Annotated in this window: 15 protein-coding genes; 2 read left to right on the forward strand and 13 right to left on the reverse strand. The window is 62.1% G+C overall.

The annotated features are described in order from the left end of the window. Positions 1 to 47: 47 nt before the first annotated feature. The 11 genes from DW796_RS03800 to DW796_RS03850 form a co-directional block, all read right to left on the reverse strand. Complete coding sequence (locus DW796_RS03800; RefSeq protein ID WP_089573109.1) at positions 48 to 1,463, reverse strand: M20/M25/M40 family metallo-hydrolase; 1,416 nt, start codon at positions 1,461 to 1,463, stop codon at positions 48 to 50. Positions 1,464 to 1,535: 72 nt separating this feature from the next. After that, positions 1,536 to 2,321 carry an amino acid ABC transporter ATP-binding protein gene (locus DW796_RS03805; protein WP_118094297.1) on the reverse strand — a complete coding sequence of 262 codons (786 nt, stop codon included), beginning with the start codon at positions 2,319 to 2,321 and terminating at the stop codon, positions 1,536 to 1,538. A 22-nt stretch (positions 2,322 to 2,343) separates the two neighbouring features. Continuing rightward, positions 2,344 to 3,492 (reverse strand): amino acid ABC transporter permease, encoded by a 1,149-nt coding sequence (locus DW796_RS03810; protein WP_118094298.1) that lies wholly within the window; start codon positions 3,490 to 3,492, stop codon positions 2,344 to 2,346. Positions 3,493 to 3,501: 9 nt separating this feature from the next. Beyond that, a complete protein-coding gene (locus DW796_RS03815; protein WP_118094299.1) occupies positions 3,502 to 4,428 on the reverse strand; it encodes a transporter substrate-binding domain-containing protein in 927 nt (308 codons plus the stop codon). 328 nt (positions 4,429 to 4,756) lie between these two features. Then, positions 4,757 to 5,650 (reverse strand): aldose 1-epimerase family protein, encoded by an 894-nt coding sequence (locus DW796_RS03820; protein ID WP_118094300.1) that lies wholly within the window; start codon positions 5,648 to 5,650, stop codon positions 4,757 to 4,759. Positions 5,651 to 5,729: 79 nt separating this feature from the next. Continuing rightward, positions 5,730 to 6,599, reverse strand: coding sequence for a hypothetical protein (locus DW796_RS03825; RefSeq protein WP_118094301.1), 870 nt, complete (start codon positions 6,597 to 6,599; stop codon positions 5,730 to 5,732). Positions 6,600 to 6,828: 229 nt separating this feature from the next. Next, entirely contained in the window at positions 6,829 to 7,698 is an 870-nt protein-coding gene (locus DW796_RS03830) for a MerR family transcriptional regulator (RefSeq protein ID WP_118094302.1), read from the reverse strand. Positions 7,699 to 7,790: 92 nt separating this feature from the next. Then, the gene (locus tag DW796_RS03835; RefSeq protein WP_118094303.1) at positions 7,791 to 8,369 is read right to left on the reverse strand and encodes a UbiX family flavin prenyltransferase; all 579 of its coding nucleotides are present in this window, start codon (positions 8,367 to 8,369) and stop codon (positions 7,791 to 7,793) included. Between the two features lie 190 nt (positions 8,370 to 8,559). Further along, positions 8,560 to 10,035 (reverse strand): UbiD family decarboxylase, encoded by a 1,476-nt coding sequence (locus tag DW796_RS03840; RefSeq protein WP_118094304.1) that lies wholly within the window; start codon positions 10,033 to 10,035, stop codon positions 8,560 to 8,562. A gap of 143 nt (positions 10,036 to 10,178) precedes the next feature. Then, a complete protein-coding gene (locus DW796_RS03845; protein ID WP_199579826.1) occupies positions 10,179 to 11,636 on the reverse strand; it encodes an SLC13 family permease in 1,458 nt (485 codons plus the stop codon). 243 nt (positions 11,637 to 11,879) lie between these two features. Beyond that, complete coding sequence (locus DW796_RS03850) at positions 11,880 to 12,827, reverse strand: isopentenyl-diphosphate delta-isomerase (RefSeq protein ID WP_158567679.1); 948 nt, start codon at positions 12,825 to 12,827, stop codon at positions 11,880 to 11,882. A 152-nt stretch (positions 12,828 to 12,979) separates the two neighbouring features. Between DW796_RS03850 and DW796_RS03855 the strand changes: the two genes are divergently transcribed. Continuing rightward, positions 12,980 to 14,224: an MFS transporter gene (locus DW796_RS03855; RefSeq protein WP_233539654.1), complete on the forward strand. Its 1,245-nt coding sequence runs from the start codon at positions 12,980 to 12,982 to the stop codon at positions 14,222 to 14,224. Between the two features lie 51 nt (positions 14,225 to 14,275). Continuing rightward, positions 14,276 to 14,722: a low molecular weight protein-tyrosine-phosphatase gene (locus DW796_RS03860; RefSeq protein WP_187362366.1), complete on the forward strand. Its 447-nt coding sequence runs from the start codon at positions 14,276 to 14,278 to the stop codon at positions 14,720 to 14,722. 105 nt (positions 14,723 to 14,827) lie between these two features. On the opposite strand, the gene DW796_RS03865 is transcribed toward DW796_RS03860, so the two are convergent. Together DW796_RS03865 and DW796_RS03870 are read right to left on the reverse strand one after the other, a co-directional pair. Further along, positions 14,828 to 15,157 (reverse strand): TIGR04076 family protein, encoded by a 330-nt coding sequence (locus DW796_RS03865; RefSeq protein WP_199579827.1) that lies wholly within the window; start codon positions 15,155 to 15,157, stop codon positions 14,828 to 14,830. After that, the gene (locus DW796_RS03870) at positions 15,150 to 15,974 is read right to left on the reverse strand and encodes a PfkB family carbohydrate kinase (protein WP_118094306.1); all 825 of its coding nucleotides are present in this window, start codon (positions 15,972 to 15,974) and stop codon (positions 15,150 to 15,152) included. Before DW796_RS03870 ends, DW796_RS03865 begins: the two co-directional genes overlap by 8 nt. Positions 15,975 to 16,058 lie beyond the last annotated feature (84 nt).

A 16,058-nucleotide genomic window follows, 5' to 3' on the forward strand; every position in this document is an offset into this window, starting at 1 on the left:
TACAACCCGCACGGAATCCGACAAAGGGAGAGTCCCTTTGTCGGATTCTAGAGCGTATGGAGCAGGGCGATGAGGAAGCGAACACCCTGGAGGTAGGCGCGGCGGGTGATGCGCTCGTTGGTGCCGTGGACGCCGCGGTCGCACTCGTCATCGTCGACCACAAACGCCGAAAAACGAATGCATTCGGAGCAAATGTGCTGGTAGTTGGCAGCGTCGGTCGCGCCGATCACGGTCGAGGGGACAATCGCCAACGGCTCGGATGATCCGTTTTCCTCCGTCCCCTTTGGATCGCAGAAATAGCGGGCGGCGATGGAGCGAACCGCCTCGAGGCCGGGACCACCGATGCGCGGGGACGGCGAGGGCTCGGAGCTGCCGGGGCCCAGCTCCACTTCGACACGACCGGCAAGGTCCGCCCCGGCAACCGCCTCACGGCAGCGCGCCACAACGTCGGCCACGCTCGTGCCCTCGAGCATGCGGAAGTTAATGTTGGCCCACATATCCTGCGGCATCACGTTGGCGCCGGCGCTGCCTCCCTCGATCTGCGTGGGCGCGCAGGTGGTCGTCACCAGCGGATAGAGCTTCTTGCTGGCGAGGCAATCGCGGACAATGGCGCCCCCGTTGGCGGCAATCTCATCCGCCGTGTAGAGCCCCAGCTCGACAAGCTGCGCGGCAAGCAGATCGGTCACGCGCGTCGGCCACTCGATATCGCAGATTGCGGCGATGGCACGGCTGAGCACCTCGAGCGACGTGCCGCCGTAGGGGTTAGACGAATGCCCGCCCGCGCTCTTCGTCTTGAGCACGATATCGGCATAGCCCTTTTCGGCCAGGTCGGCATGCATAAGCCAGCCCTCGCCCGCGCCGTACTCGGCAGCCGGAACGATGCGGTAGTCGCCCTCGTCGATCAGGAACTCGAGCTCAACACCGCGCTCCTCGAGCACGCGGCCGATAGCTCCAGCGCCGTACTGCGTGGTTTCCTCGTCCTGGCCAAAGGCGAGCAACAGCGAACGCTTGTGCTCCCAACCGTGCGCCAATGCATACTCAACCGCCTCGAGAATGCCTGCGACCTGATCCTTCATGTCGATAGCGCCGCGGCCCCAAATGTAGGTGTCGTCCACGTGCCCGCTAAAGGGGGCGTGCGTCCAGTCGGCCTCGGTACCCGGCACCACGGGGACCACGTCCATGTGGCCCATGAGCATAACGGGATTGAGAGCAGGGTCGGAGCCGACAAGCGTCACCAACAGCGAGTGGTCGATAAGCTCGACCTCGCCCGCCGCAAACACGCGCGGCCAGGCCTGCTGCATATAGGCGCGCAGGTCGTCGAAGGGCTGCCAGTCCACCGCCTCGGCATCCATGCTCGAAATGGTCGGAAACGACAGCACGCGGCCCAAGCGCTCGCACGCGCTGACCTCGTCTATATCGGCAAAATCGTCCTCATGCGCAAAGAAGCGCCAAACCTCGGCCATGACATCCTTTCGATTGTGACGACAAAGGCCGCCCCACGGGAGCGGCCCTGCAACGTAAGCGTTTGCGGTCGGTTATTTGTCCTCGAGATAGCGAGAGAGGAACTCACGAGTGCGCTGGTGTTTGGGGTTGCCGAAGAGCTCGGCCGGCGCGGCATCCTCGAGCACCACGCCCTTGTCCATAAAGACCACGCGGTCGGACACCGTGCGGGCAAAGGCCATCTCGTGCGTGACGACGACCATGGTCATGCCGTCGGCGGCGAGCTTGCGCATGACCTCGAGCACCTCGCCCACGATCTCGGGGTCGAGTGCCGAAGTCGGCTCGTCGAACAGCATGATCTGCGGACTCATGCACAGGGCGCGGGCGATGGCCACGCGCTGCTTTTGGCCACCGGACAGGCGACCCACGGCGGCGTGCGCGAACTTTTCGAGCCCCACGCTCGTCAGATGCTCCATTGCGACCTTCTCGGCCTCGGCCTTGCTCATCTTTTTGAGCGTGACGGGCGCGAGCGTGCAGTTGTCGAGCACATCCATGTTGTTGAACAGGTTAAAGCCCTGGAACACCATGCCGATGTCCTCACGAAGTTTATTGATATTGCAGCGCTCGGCCGTAAGATCCTGGCCGTGGAACCAGATGTGGCCCGCGTCCGGGGTCTCGAGCAGGTTGAGGCAGCGCAGGAAGGTCGACTTGCCCGAGCCCGAGGCGCCGATGATGGTAACGACCTCACCGGGATTGACAGCGAGGTCGATGCCCCTGAGCACCTCGAGCGAACCGAAGCTCTTGCGCAGGCCCTCGACGCGGATGAGCGGCTCTTTAGTTTGTGCGGCGGCCACAGCGCCGGTGGTAGTGGTATCTGCCATGATGATTCTCCTCGTCTTGCGCCTAGTTGGAGCTGGGCAGCGTTGCCGGGGCCTCGGCGCCGAGCTTTTTGCCAAAGGCCTCGAGCAGGCGGCTCGCCACGAGCGTCAGGATCAGGTAAACCACGAGCGCCACGCAGTAGACCTCCATCTGGCGGTAGTACACGCCGGCGACAGTGGTGGTGGCGTACATGAGGTCAAACACGCCAATGACCGAGAGCACCGACGAGTCCTTGATGTTGATGATGAGCTCGTTGGTGAGTGCGGGGATCGCGTTTTTAATACCCTGGGGGAACACGACCTTGCGCATGGCCTGCCACTGCGACAGACCCAGCGAGCGCGCCGCCTCGGCTTGACCGGGGTCGATGGACTCGATGCCGCCACGCAAAACTTCCATCATGTAGGCGGTGGAGTTGAGCGAGATGGTGACAAGGCCGGCGGTGAAGGTACTCCAGATCTGGTTGGCCTGGGCGGTTTCGAAGCCCATGCCGCGCAAAACGGTGAAGCCCGCGTAATAGATGAGCAGGCCCTGGACCATCATGGGCGTGCCGCGCACGATGGTGGAGTAGATGGTCGCAAAGCCGCGGCCGATGCTCTTGAAGAAGCGCGTGAGATCGTTGTCCACACGGTCGAAGGTCTGAATGCGCAGGAACACAAAGAGCAGCGCCAGGAAAAAGGCGATGACGGTGCCGAAGGTCGCAAGCGCGATGGTGATCTCGATACCGCGGATAAAGAAGTCCCCGCTCTTGTAGGTCATGTAGACCAGACTCGACAAAAAGTCGCTGGGGTTGGAGTCCGAGACAATGCTCACCCGCACCAGGTCGATAAACGACATGACGCAACGGTCGATAAAGAAGATCGCCGCAATGGCGACCACGACATAGCTGCCCTGGCGCGCGCTGCGACGAAAGCGCTCGGAAGCAAACGGCGACGTTTCGCGATAGTCATTCCAGTGCATGAGTTTGGTGACGAGCGCCGCCGCCGACACGACGAGCCAGGCCCAAAGGATTGCCCAGAGGCAGTCTTGGAACACGCCCGTAGGCGCCAAGAAGCTCAGCGGCGTGGGGTTGCGCTGGCTAAACGCCAGGCCGAGCGCCGCGATAACGCTCGTGCCCAGGTATACATAACGGTGGTCTGCCTTGATAAAGGAGGCCAGGCGATTGATGGTTTTCATGCTGCCTCCCTATGCCGGCTGACGGTCGAGGCACGCGTCCCACATTTGGTCGCGCTCCTCTTGGCTAATGCCCTTGAGTGTCTTGTCGATGAGTTTAAGCAGCTTGTCCGAGCCCTTGCGGCAGCCGACGTTTGCCGTGACCTCCTGCTTGAAACCCTCGCCCTCGGCAAATTGAATCGGCACGATACCCGGGTTTTGGGCCATATAGCCCTTCTCGTTCTCAGTGTTGTAGGTCACGGCGTCGCACGTGCCCTGCAGCAGGTTCGAGAACACCGTGGGGACGGAGTCGACCGGGTTTTTGTGCACAACGCCCGGGATCTCGTCAATGACAGTGTCGAGCATGGTGTCCTTTTGGCCGAGCACCGTGGCGCCGCTAAAGTCGCTGAGCTTGGTCGCGTTTTGGTAGGGCGAGCCCTCTTTTACGAACAGGCCAAAGTAGCCGATAAAGTACGGGTCGGAAAAGCCGACGGACTCCTCACGCTCGGGCGTGGCGCTCATGCCGGCGATGATGAGGTCGATCTGGCCGTTGTTGAGCGAGTCAATAAGGCCCGAAAAGCTCTGCTTGACGGCGACGGGCTCGCCGCCGAGGGCCTTGCAGACGATCTTGGCGATCTGCACGTCGTAGCCATCGGCGTAGGCTCCCTGCACGTTGTCGATGGGAATGGTGTACTCGCTGGCCTCGGAGACCTGCCAGTTGTACGGGGCGTAGGCCGCCTCCATGCCGATACGGATCTTGTCCTTGCCGATCACGGAATCGGACAGGTCGTCGCGACCGCCGCCCGTCGTGGGCTGAACCACCTTGAGCGTGGACGGACGCTGGCAGCCGGCAAGCGCGCCGGCGACAACGGAAGCACTCGCAGCGAGAGCGCTACCCAAAAAGATGCGACGGCTGAACACCAGCTGTGGATGCGCGTCGCGTTGATGGGGAGAATGCATAATCTGCCTTCCCTGTTGAATCGTATGCTGACGACTTAACAGGATATACGCCAGCGACCAGCAGCGCAGCACAAGCTCGAAAAATTAATAGACACACGGTAGTCATTGGGAACGTCGATGTTTTGGCAATGCCAGCGAGCGCCGCCCAGAGCGAACAAGTTGGCATGAAAAAGGCAGGGCATAGACCTTCTGGTCATGCCGTGCCTTTTGAATGGCAAATTGTCGCTCTGGGTGGCGCGCAGCGTCGACCGGCCCGCCGTTCGTCAGAACGGCGGAACCTAAGGGCGCAGCGTCGACCGGTCCGCCGTTCGCTAGAACGGCGGAACCTCTAGAGCAAGGTGACGCTAAAGCTGCGGACGTCTGTCTCGCCCGGCGCCAGCGCAATGGTGTTGACCTTGTGCTCAAAGACGTCGTCCTCGGTGTCCATGGTGGTGTGGCCGGACCAAGGCTCAAGCGCCACAAACGGGGCGTCGTTGGCGGCAGACCACACGCCGATGTACTTAAAGCCCTCAAAGTCGATCTTGACGCCGTGGCCCGACTTGCGACCGCGCAGCGTGAGCGTGGAGCCCGGGGTATCGGTGAACATGATGGCGTCGTTATCGAAGCTACGGTGCGTGATGGGCAGCACGTCAGAGTTATCGGGGGCCTTGTAGCTACCCTCAAACGTCATGAGGCCATCGGGCGTGATGATGGGGGCCTCGTTGGTCCAAGCCTCGGTAAACGCCAGCTCGTAATCCTCGAACGTCTCGTCCTCGGCACCGGGGGCGGGCACGTTAAATGCAGGGTGGCCGCCCACCGAGAACGGCAGGTCCACGTCGCCGGTGTTCGTAACGGCAAAGGTCTGCGTGAGCGTGGCGTCGCCGGTTAGGGCATAGGTCATGCTGAGCTTAAAGTGGAAGGGGAAAGCCTTGAGCGACTCGGGCGTGTCGGTGATCTCGTAGGTGACGGACGAGCCGTCCTCGGAGACCTCGACCAGCTTGTGCTCGACGATGCGCGCGAGGCCGTGGCGCGGCATCTCGCAGGTGCCAGCCGCAGATGTTGCCGTGTTGTTGCGCAGTGAGCCCACGATGGGGAACAGAATGGGCGCGTGCTTGCCCCAAAAGACCGGGTCGCCCTGCCACAGATACTCGTTGCCGTTGAGGGCAAGGCTCGTGAGCTGGGCACCCATGGAATCGATGGCCGCGGTGAGGCCGCCGCGCTTGATGGTAGTGACGGTGGACATGCTACTTCCTCCAAAAATAAACAACAGTATCGAGGGCTATTGTCCCACTCTTGGCGGCGGGGTTGAGCGTCAGGCGCAGTTATTGAGCAATAGCGTAAAGGTCAAACCCGCCCTGCGGCGTGCTATCGACCGTATCGGGCGCCCGTGAATTAAAACTCACCGGAACCATGCGCTTTGAGGCGCGGTAACGCGTGCCGTCGGTGGCGACGGGCGGCTCATCAACCGTGAGCTCGTAGTCGCCGGGCTTGAGCTCGATACCGTCACCTTCGGAATTGACGTATTGATACTCGTCGATTGCTTGTCCCCTGAGCGTGCGGCCCACGATATGGACGAGCATTTGGCTATCGCCGCGCGCGGTATCCCACGTCGCGCCGTCCTTAACCTCGACCGACACATGCACCGAGCGCGTGCGGCTGAGCGATTGCTCGACGGACATCTCGACCTTGGCGGCGTCTTTTCGCTGTTGTTCAACATGGCTCCAGACGTTTCCAATTGCCGAGCATGCGATAACGCCGGCCATAAAGGCGATAAGGATGGGGCCGAGTGGTGAGCGGCGGGCCGCGTCTTCCTCGCGAGCCAGGTTGGGGCGATGCGTGGGGGCGGGCGCCTGGGCACCCTGCGCGGGCACGTCGAGTATGCTGAAGGATGCCGTGCTGCCGGGGTCGATGTTATGGCGCGGCTGCGGGGTCTTGGCCGGCGAGATGGACATGTCGGCTGGCTCACCCAGCGTGGCCGTGGCATCGGCCTTTGCCTCGTCGGCCTCGGCCTGGGCCCAAGCCTGTTCAAAGGTTAGGGGTTCGGCGGCATCGGAGGCGGCTTCAGGCTCGACACCGACATCATTGCCGGCCTCGTCCTCGTCGCTCGACACGTCACACGGAGCGGGCTCGTCCCACTCCTCGTCCGGAGCCTCGCCCTCGCTATACCACCATTCAAAGTTATCGATATCCATACGGGGCGCCCCTTAAGCCTCGCAAATAAACACTTGCTAGCCTTATACCCCCATATGACACGCCCGCTCGCACGGAATGTGACAAAGGGACTGTCCCTTTGTCACACGGCCAGACGTGAAAACTTATAAACTTGCAGATTTTGCAAGTTTATAAGAAATGAGCGACCCTCCTCCGCTTCAAAACAAGCTTGCGATGCTATTCGGATGTGACAAAGGGACTGTCCCCTTGTCACATCTGAAGGGCGACGGGGATTTGGATACAGCAGAAGTCCTCTTGGTGGGACTCGTCGTAGCTCGTGGTATCGAGGTAGCAAAAGTCGAAGGCGTTGCCAACGGGCTGGAGCGCGTGCTCGTCCATGCAGGCCACAATGACGCGGATGCCTTCGGGCTCGTACGGCATGCCCCAGCGGCTCATGCACAGGCATGTGCCCTCGGGCAGCACTTCGATGCCGATCTCTGCCAGCTCGGCAGCGTCGCTCGGCAGCAGCTCCTCGGCACCGCGCGGCAGCACGGCAAAGGAGCCAGCGCCGGCGATGGGATCGTCGGAATGCAGCGCCTCGCGACGCAGCATGGCGCCCCAACCGCGCATGGGGCGCGTGCCCGTCAACGTGCGCATGCGCAGGATTGCCCGCATGAGCGTGGGGTGAAGCATCGAGCGACCGCGCTCGATATCGCCCGGGAACTCCTCAAAGACCACGTAGCGGCGCTCAAACTGTTTGAGCTCCGGCTTGCCCTCGCGCTCGCGCCAGTAAACCGCCTCGTCGTAAAAGCTCAGACGCTCCTGCACACTCGCGCGCTCGGCTTTGAGCCCGGCGATCCGTTCATCGAGCGCCTGCACCCGCGAGCGCAGGTGATCGGTCATCTCGCCAATGTCGAACGTCGAGGTCAGGCGGTCAATCTCGTCGAGTTCGAGCCCCAGGTCGCGAAGCATGCAAATCAGACGCATGAGCGGGATCTGCGTAGGCGAATAGAAACGGTAGCCCTTTTCGTTAACCACGGCGGGTTTAAACAGACCGATCTTGTCGTAGTAGATGAGCGTTTGGCGCGAAACGTTAAACAAGCTCGCCATCTCGCTAATCGCATACATGCCTGTCTGCATAAGTCCTCCCGGCACATCCTTTTAGCGCACAAAGCCCGCCGCCCACAGGGGCAGCGGGCTCAAACACTACTCGTATCCTACCCTAAAGACGCCTATGACCAGCGCTTATAGTTTGCACATGACACGCCGACGGCCTCGAGCGCCTTGGCGGCGATGTGATGCACCGCGTCATCGAGCGTGGCGGGGCCGTTGTAAAACGTAAGCATGGGCGGCATGAGCATGACGCCCGGCACGCGCGCCAGGCGCGCCATGTTGTCGATGTGAATGGCGCTGAAGGGCGTCTCGCGCACCATGAGCACCAGGCGGCGCTGCTCTTTCATCTGAACATCGGCCGCGCGCAGCAACAGGTTTTCGCTGTAGCCGCTCGCGATGCCGGCGAGCGTCTTCATGGAGCAGGGCGCCACGATCATGCCGTCGACCGGATAGGTGCCGCTTGCGATGGCGGCGCCGATGTTCTTGTTGTCGTAGACCACATCGGCATGGCACGCAAACTCGTCGAGCGTCATGCCGAGCTCCTGCTCGATGGTAATCTCTCCCCCGCGCGTGACGACAAGCGCCGACTCGGCACCGGCCTGGCGCAGGCATTTGAGGCACTCAAGGCCCAGCGCGGCACCGCTGGCGCCCGAAACGCCAACGACGATGCGACGGGGACGGACAGAAGACTCAGGCATGACAACTCCTAACAACAAAATGGCAGCTATAGGTCGGGCAATGTCAGCGAGCGCGCGTCTGGCGAGGCAAGGTGCCCCGAAACAAGAAGGCATAGGGCTTATGCCCATGCCTTCGCAGTTGAGGGGCAGATTGCCCGCCAGGCGCGGGCGCAGCGTCGAGTGGTCCGACGTTCGGTAGAACGCCGGAACCTTAGAAAGCAATCTCCTTGGCCCACTTGTCCTTGTCGATCTCCATGAACTGCGAGCGAATGAAATTCTTCTTGAGGTCGAACGGAACCGTGCAGTCGAAGATGGCCTTGCAGGCGATGCCGTGCTCGCGAATCGTGGGGTCGTTGGACGGGTCGAGCACGTGGCAGTGGCAGCCGGGGATGGTGATGAGGTCGACGTCGGCCTGGAAGCGCGTGGTCATGGCCCACATCACGTCGCTCATATCAAAGATGTCAACATCCTCGTCAACCAAGATCACATGCTTGAGCTCGGAGAATGCCGAGAAGGCGAGCATGGCGGCGTTGCGCTGACGGCCCTCGTCATTTTTGCTCGACTTCTTAAACTGCATGATGGCAACGAACTTGCCGCCGCCGCAGGGTGCAGCGTGGACGTTGAGCAGGCGGCCCGGGATAGCGGTCTCGACCATCTTGTAGATGGAAGCCTCGGTGGGGATACCGGCCATGGACACGTGCTCGTGCGAAGGGCCGATGCAGCTCTCCATAATGGGGTTGACACGCGTGGTGACGGCGGTGATCTTGATCACCGGGCAGACCTTGGCGCCGCCGGTGTAGCCGGGGAACTCGGGCATGGCGTAGCCGTGGCCGTTGACGTCCTCGTTGATGGTCTCGTCGTGCATGAGGTAGCCCTCGAGCACGTACTCGGCATTGGCGATGCACTTCTGCGGAACGGTGACGCAGTCGGCAAGCTCGACAGCGTGGCCGCGCAGGGCGCCGGCAATTTGCAGCTCGTTGAAGCCGAGCGGTGTGGTGGGAGCCTCAAAACCGCAGCACATGTACACGGCGGGGTCCAAACCGATGGAGATGGAGATGGGCATGTCTTCGCCGCGCTGGCAGTACTCGTCAAAGAACGCGCCCAGGTGACGGCTGCCGGGGGTAATCCACATGGCAAGCTTATCCTTGTCGACGCAGGAGAAGCGGTGGATGGTCACGTCGGACTGGGAGCCGTCGGGGCTCGTGCCGTAGGCGAGGCCCATGGTGATGTAGGGGCCGCCGTCGACGGGCGTGTTGGTAGGAGCGGGAACGATCTTGCGCAGGTCAAAGCCCTCGTCGGTCGCCTTGTACACGACCTCTTGGCAGTCGACGTGCGCACCCTCGGCGATCTGCTCGGGCGCGATCAGGTTCTCGAAGCGTTTGCCGATCTCGAGGCCCAGGTGCTCCTCGTCCAGGTCGAGCAGGGCGGCAACGCGCTTGCGGCTGGCAAGCATGCCGATGCAGACCTTGGCATCGTCAAAGCCCTTGACGTTGTTGAAGACCATCGCCGGCCCCTCTTTGGTCGGGCGCATAACGGTGCCGCCGGCACCGACGTGGCGATAGACACCCGAGACCTCGGCGTCCGGGTCGACCTGAGTGTCGGTCTCGAGCAGCTGGCCCGGCATCTCGCGCAAAAAGTCGAGCGCGGAGCGCAAGTCGTGGATCTGGGAAGCATCGGTAGTGGACATAGCATGCTCCTTTCGGGAGAGTGCCCGGCGGCGAGGATGCCGCCGGGCTTGGTAACGTAATGGGGCCGCAGCGCTCATGGATGGGGCGCTCGGGCACTCGAAGTTCGAGCACTCGGCTGTTTACAGCCCAAGCGCTCGGCCGCTTACATCAGGCCAAAGAGATGGAACCAGGCGGCCTCGACCAGCACGACGATAAAGACGACCGCGGTGAGGGGAATGCCCATGCGCATGGCTTCTTTGGAGGTGTAGCCGTCGGCGTCCTTGCCCTCGCCGATAAGGATCGGCAGGTTATGGAACGGCAGGATGTAGTGGATGTTGATGGACGTGAAGACGATGAGCGCCACGGCGAGCGGGCTCACGCTGGAGCCGGCCGCGAAGCTGATGAACGCCGGCACGCACACGCCGAGTACGGCCATGACCGAGCCCATGAACATGTGGATGATCATGGAGAGCGCAGCGACAAGCAGGGCGAACAGGAAGATGTTCTCGGGCACGGAGCTGGGAAGCACGACGTCGGCGATCCAGGCGTTCATACCGGTGGCACCGCCCACGGAGCCCACGGCCATGGCGGCCGTCAGGAACATGAGGGACTTGATGTCGACAGCATTCCAGCTGGCGGGGGTGAGGACCTCGCCGATGACGGGCATGGCGAGGCAGACGCCGATGGCCAGGGTGACCCAGCCGATGTAATCGCCCGAGACGGTGAGCCACAGCGCGATGGCGATGATAAGCCACACAATGGTGCGGATCTCCTTGACGGAGAGCTTGCCGAGCGCAGCCTGCTTGGCCACGATCTGCTCGCGATCGTAGACGAGCTCCTTGCTGGGCTTAAAGAGGAAGAGGCCCAGGAACAGGGTGCACAGCAGCGCGACCAGCATGGGCACGCTCATGTACAGGAACCAGTCGACGAAGGACGGGCTCATTCCGCCGGCCTCGGCGCTGTACTGCGCAACGAGCGGGTTGAGCGTGGAGTCGCCCGTCAGGAAGAACATGGAGCCCGGGGCGGCAGCGGCAAACACGAGGAAGCCGAGCTTGCCGCGGTCGTCGTCACCGTAGCCGGCGGACTCGGCGATGACCGAGACGACGGCGAGGATGAGGAAGGCGCGGGGGAACGGATGCGGGATCAGCAGCGACAGCACAAAGGTGAGCGCGAAGATCGAGATGATGAGCGACTTGGCGTCGCGCACGAACTTGAGCATGAACGCATAGGCGATGCGCTCGCCCAGGCCCGACTCCTTGACTGCACTGGCGATGAGGTAGGCGCCGATGACGAGCCACATGGTGGCTTTGGTCCACGAGCTAAACGTGGAGGCGACCGTCGCCGAGATGCTCGCGGCGCCCGTGTCGTCCACGCACACCTTAAACAGAACGAGCAGCGCGCAGTAGAGCAGGCCCACAAAGCCCGGCTGTGCCACGCCACATGCCCAGAACACCACCGTGGCGAGCGTCAGTGCCAGACAGGTCTGACCGCCGACCGTAAGCTCGACCGTCGAGCTCAGCTCCGCCAAAGGAAGAAACTTCACTAGCAAAAAGACAACAATACCCAGCACAAAGCCAATTTCGCGCTTGGTGATCTTAAATGCCTTCTTTTCCGCTTCCATCTCCCCACCTTTCTTGTTGGGGGCGCTCCGGATTCGCAGCCACGTTGCCACTTAAAAAGGGGCGCCCGTTATCGGACACCCCTTACGTTGCGCCGTGTTGTTGCAATACAGTCAAGCGGATTTTTTGGATGAGGAGCGATCCTCTGGGCAAAAACCGTCACAACATTCGACGCTTTTCCTCGATTTCGAGATTTTCATCGAATGTTGTGACGGTTTGGATATGGCAAAGGGACTGTACCTTTGTTACATAGCGAGGGCCGTACGGATGGATGGGTCGCTGAGTGCCTCGCGGAGCCAGGGGGCCAGCTGCTCGGGGTGACCCTGCAGGTAGCCTTTGAGCTCGGACGGGGCCACGCGACGCACCTCCGAGATCTCCTCTTGGTTGATATGCAGCTCGCCCGGCTCAACATGGGCAAGGTAGACCTCGCACCATTCGCACTCGCAGCGGCCGTCGCCGTGGTCCTCGCGGCACACCACGTGTCCGAGGTGCTTGAGCTGATCGGGCTCGCGCGTGATGCCAAGCTCTTCGTTGATGCGACGTGCCGTGGCGGCCGCGACGTCTTCCCCGGGGAGCGGATGGCCGGCACAGTCATCGGCCAGCACCCCGCCCCACAGGCGTTTGAGCGGACTGCGACGACAGAGCAGCAGGCGCGCGTCTTCGCCCTGGCCCTCGACCAGAAGCGTCAGAAATGCCTGATGCAGGATTCCCTCGCCGGTATGGGCCTCGATGCGGTCGACGGGGCCAAGCGCCTCGCCGGTCGCGGCATCGACCGCCACGACCTCGGCGCCTGCGCCGCCCTCATCCCAGCCGGCGCGCAGAATGCGGGCTGCGGCCTCCTCGAGCGCGGCGATGAGTTCCTTGGTGGTATCGAGCATGCGCCGCAAGTCGTCCGCGGTCGCGTTCTCCACATGAAAACCCGTGCTTGCAACTACCGGCACGCCAAAGCGCGTGGCCAGCGCCGCCGCAATATCGTGCGCCGGAATTTCGTCTCGATGGCACGGAACGGCCAGGATGCTCACCGTCGCCGTACGGCCGGGCTCGGGGCGAGGAATGGCCTGCGCCGTGGCGCCCAGGTGCGCAAACTCCGGCGAGCAGGCGTACACCGCCATGCCTCGCGGCGTCACCGTCAACTGGGCCTCGAGCGCAAACTTGCCCTCGCCCACTACAACCTTTGTCGTGTGCATACCCATGGGATCTCCTGTCGCCCGCAATGTACCTGAGACTATCTTCGCCTGTATTGCGACTATACAGGCAAGCGCAGCCTGCGACAAAGGAGGCAGGCACCTGACACATTCTGTTAGAGTTGCAGGGATTGAATCCCGCTTATTCATGCGACATTGGAGTGACAACCTTGACCGCCGCAACCACGCCTAAAAGTAAGTCAACCGCCGCCGCGCTCTCCCCCGCGCGCACCAGGCTCTGCCTGGCGCTGCTCGTGCTGCTGGGATTCTCGCTCGGCTGCTCCGAGTTCGTGGTCATCGGCATCGAAAGTGACTTGGCGACGGAACTCGGCATATCGCTTGCCGCTGCGGGCCAGCTCATCAGCGTTTTTGCACTGGTCTACGCCATCGCGACGCCGGTGCTTGCGCTCAGCACGGGGCGCTTCCGTCGTTACCAGCTGCTCGTGTGCTACAGCATTATCTTTGTGCTCGGCAATCTGGTCATGGCGTTGGCGCCCAACTTCCAGGTACTGTTTATCTCGCGCATTGTCCTGGGATCCGTCTCGGGCGCACTGCTCGCCGTGGGCGTGACGTACATCCCCGAGCTGCTGTCCCCGCAGCAAACTTCGCTTGCCATCTCGGTGGTATATGGTGCGTTTTCCGTGGCAATGGTCTTTGTCACTTCGATCGGCAAGTTCGTGGCCGACACGCTCGATTGGCACGTGGCCATGTACGGCACGCTGACCTTTGCCGTTTTGATCTGCGGAGCGCTCGTGGCGTTTATGCCGCGCGCTGGGCAAACCGACGAGCCTGCCACCTTTCGCGAGCAGGCGGGGCTTCTACGCGAACCGAGCATCATCACCGGCATGCTCATCTTTTTGTTTGGCGTGGGATCGGTCTATGTGTTCTACGGCTACGTGACGCCTTATCTTGAGCAGGTGCTGGGCATGGGCACTGTTCAGGCAAGCACCACGCTTATGGCCTACGGCGTGTTCTGCCTGGTCTCGAACATCTTGGGCGGATGGATCGACGCGCGCTTTGGCATGAAGGCGCTGCTTGTGACGTTTGTGCTGCAAGCTGCGGCGTTACTCGGGCTGTTTGCCGTGGGCGACACCATGCCGCTCGCGCTGGTCTTTGTCTTTAGCCTAGCGCTGCTCATGTACCTGTTCTCGGTGTCATGCATCACGCACTTTATGGACGTGGCGCGCAGCCGCCATCCCAAATCGATGGTACTCGCGAGCTCGGTAGAACCCATGGCGTTTAACGTCGGCATTTCGTTTGGCACCGCAGTGGGCGGCGCCGTGGTGAGCAGCGTTGGCATTGCCTACGTTGGCGCGGTTGGTGCCGCGTTCTCGCTTGTGGCCTGGGCGCTTACGCTGGTGACGATTAAGTTGGCTCGCTGGGAGCGCAAGCGGGCGAGGGCGTAAGCACAGATGCGATACTCGAGCTCGATGATGGCGATCGAAAGGAAACCGCATATGCAACGTGTACTGTTTATCTGCTATGGAAATATCTGTCGCTCGACGATGGCTGAGTCGGTGTTTACCGAGCTGGTGCGCCGCGCTGGGCGCGCGGGCGAGTTTGTCATCGATTCTGCAGCGACCTCAACTGAGGAGATCGGCAACCCGCCGCATCATGGCACGGTCGCCAAGCTGCGCGAGGTCGGGATTCCCGTCGTTGCCCACCGCGCACGCCAGGTGCGTCGCGCGGAGTATGGCGACTGGGATCACATTGTCTATATGGATGCCGAGAACGCGCGTGGCCTGCGTCGCATCTTTGGCGACGACCCCGACGGCAAGATTACGCGCTTGCTCGATTGGACCGAGCGCCCCGGCGACGTGGCCGATCCCTGGTACACCGGCAACTTCGATGCCACCTACCGCGACGTGCTCGACGGTTGCATCGCTATGCTCGAGCAGCTGTAGGCAAGCGAGCTCGCGAGGTGCGCCATTGGCATAAAACGAGCGTGGATTATCTCCCGCATACAAATTGAGCGTGGATTTTCTCGGTGGGAGAAAATCCACGTTCAACTACTCGTCGACGATCTCGGCAAGCCAGACGTTGAGGGTGTCGACCTCGGGGCAGCAGAACTTTGCCGTACCAGACTCGTTGCCAGGCACGGTTCCGCCATAGCGCAGGATATCAATATAGGGAAAGCCCACGTGACAGGCCATGGCGCACATCTTGCCGCGGTCTCGGTCAAAGTCAAAGACGTCGCCCGGCTTGTGACCATGGTGGCAGCGGCACGTCCCCAGCTGGTCCACGCAGCTCACGCGGATACGCGGCCGCTTGCCCCGCGGCGCGCCGAGCGGCTTGCCCCCGCCCGCAGGCTTGGCGCCGCCCTCGCCAGCGTTACTCATGGTCAATCACATCCAGGCAGGCTTCGATGGGAAGGCCGGCCGACTTGTCCTCCTGGTCGGCATTGCGCTCGATAAGCTCAGCCACCACACGCATGGCATCGGACGTCGCGCGCTGCAGATTCCAACCTGCCATAACGCGGCCGACGAGCACCGCCGAGAACGTGTCGCCCGTGCCCGGGAAATAGACCGGAATGAGCTCAAAGGGAATCGTAAAGTACTCCCCCGCCACATGGTCGTAACCGATAACCGCGTTCGTGCCATTGACTACGGCGCTCGTAATGACCACCGACTTGGCACCCAGCTCACGCACGGCGTCCACAAGGGCGCGGGCCTCATCGGGCGTAATTTGCTCTGCGATAGGCCTATCGGCAAGCAGACAGGCCTCGGTGTAGTTGGGAACCGCGTAATCGGCGCACTCGAGCAGGTGCCTCATGAGACCGATCGTGGACTCGGGCACGCCCGCATAGAGCTTGCCGTTGTCGCCCATGATGGGATCGACGAACACCTTGGTGCCCTTTTGCGCACGGCGGTGGCAAAAGTCCGAGATGATGCGCGTCTCTTCCTCGGTCACGATAAAGCCGGTCGAGATGGCGTCGAACTCAAAGCCGAGCTCCTCCCAGATAGCGAGGCTTTGGCGCACGTACTCGGTGGTGTCGTGGATGTAGAACTTGGGGTAGTTGAGCGTGTCGGAAACGAGCGCCGTCGGCAAGTTATGGATACGGTAGCCCATGTGCGACAGTACCGGCAGCATGGCGGAAAGCGCGACCTTGCCGTAGCCGCACATATCGTTGATCAGCAGCAGCTGAGTGTTCTTCATGAGGGTCTCCCTTGTTTCGGGCGCGGCGCGGCAGCGCCACAGTGCGACTAAGTGTAGCGCAGGGGGCATTGCGAGCGGGCGGTG

The sequence above is a fragment of the Collinsella sp. AM31-2AC genome, from assembly GCF_003469285.1.
Taxonomy (GTDB): Bacteria; Actinomycetota; Coriobacteriia; order Coriobacteriales; family Coriobacteriaceae; genus Collinsella; species Collinsella aerofaciens_AT.

What these genes read in the sequence shown, in the direction of transcription:
- DW796_RS03865 (WP_199579827.1), bottom strand. Translation starts at nt 15,157, where the DNA reads ATGAGTAACGCTGGCGAGGGCGGCGCCAAGCCTGCGGGCGGGGGCAAG.
- DW796_RS03805 (WP_118094297.1), bottom strand. Translation starts at nt 2,321, where the DNA reads ATGGCAGATACCACTACCACCGGCGCTGTGGCCGCCGCACAAACTAAA.
- DW796_RS03830 (WP_118094302.1), bottom strand. Translation starts at nt 7,698, where the DNA reads ATGCAGACAGGCATGTATGCGATTAGCGAGATGGCGAGCTTGTTTAAC.
- DW796_RS03835 (WP_118094303.1), bottom strand. Translation starts at nt 8,369, where the DNA reads ATGCCTGAGTCTTCTGTCCGTCCCCGTCGCATCGTCGTTGGCGTTTCG.
- DW796_RS03845 (WP_199579826.1), bottom strand. Translation starts at nt 11,636, where the DNA reads ATGGAAGCGGAAAAGAAGGCATTTAAGATCACCAAGCGCGAAATTGGC.
- DW796_RS03815 (WP_118094299.1), bottom strand. Translation starts at nt 4,428, where the DNA reads ATGCATTCTCCCCATCAACGCGACGCGCATCCACAGCTGGTGTTCAGC.
- DW796_RS03840 (WP_118094304.1), bottom strand. Translation starts at nt 10,035, where the DNA reads ATGTCCACTACCGATGCTTCCCAGATCCACGACTTGCGCTCCGCGCTC.
- DW796_RS03870 (WP_118094306.1), bottom strand. Translation starts at nt 15,974, where the DNA reads ATGAAGAACACTCAGCTGCTGCTGATCAACGATATGTGCGGCTACGGC.
- DW796_RS03850 (WP_158567679.1), bottom strand. Translation starts at nt 12,827, where the DNA reads ATGGGTATGCACACGACAAAGGTTGTAGTGGGCGAGGGCAAGTTTGCG.
- DW796_RS03800 (WP_089573109.1), bottom strand. Translation starts at nt 1,463, where the DNA reads ATGGCCGAGGTTTGGCGCTTCTTTGCGCATGAGGACGATTTTGCCGAT.
- DW796_RS03860 (WP_187362366.1), top strand. Translation starts at nt 14,276, where the DNA reads ATGCAACGTGTACTGTTTATCTGCTATGGAAATATCTGTCGCTCGACG.
- DW796_RS03825 (WP_118094301.1), bottom strand. Translation starts at nt 6,599, where the DNA reads ATGGATATCGATAACTTTGAATGGTGGTATAGCGAGGGCGAGGCTCCG.
- DW796_RS03810 (WP_118094298.1), bottom strand. Translation starts at nt 3,492, where the DNA reads ATGAAAACCATCAATCGCCTGGCCTCCTTTATCAAGGCAGACCACCGT.
- DW796_RS03820 (WP_118094300.1), bottom strand. Translation starts at nt 5,650, where the DNA reads ATGTCCACCGTCACTACCATCAAGCGCGGCGGCCTCACCGCGGCCATC.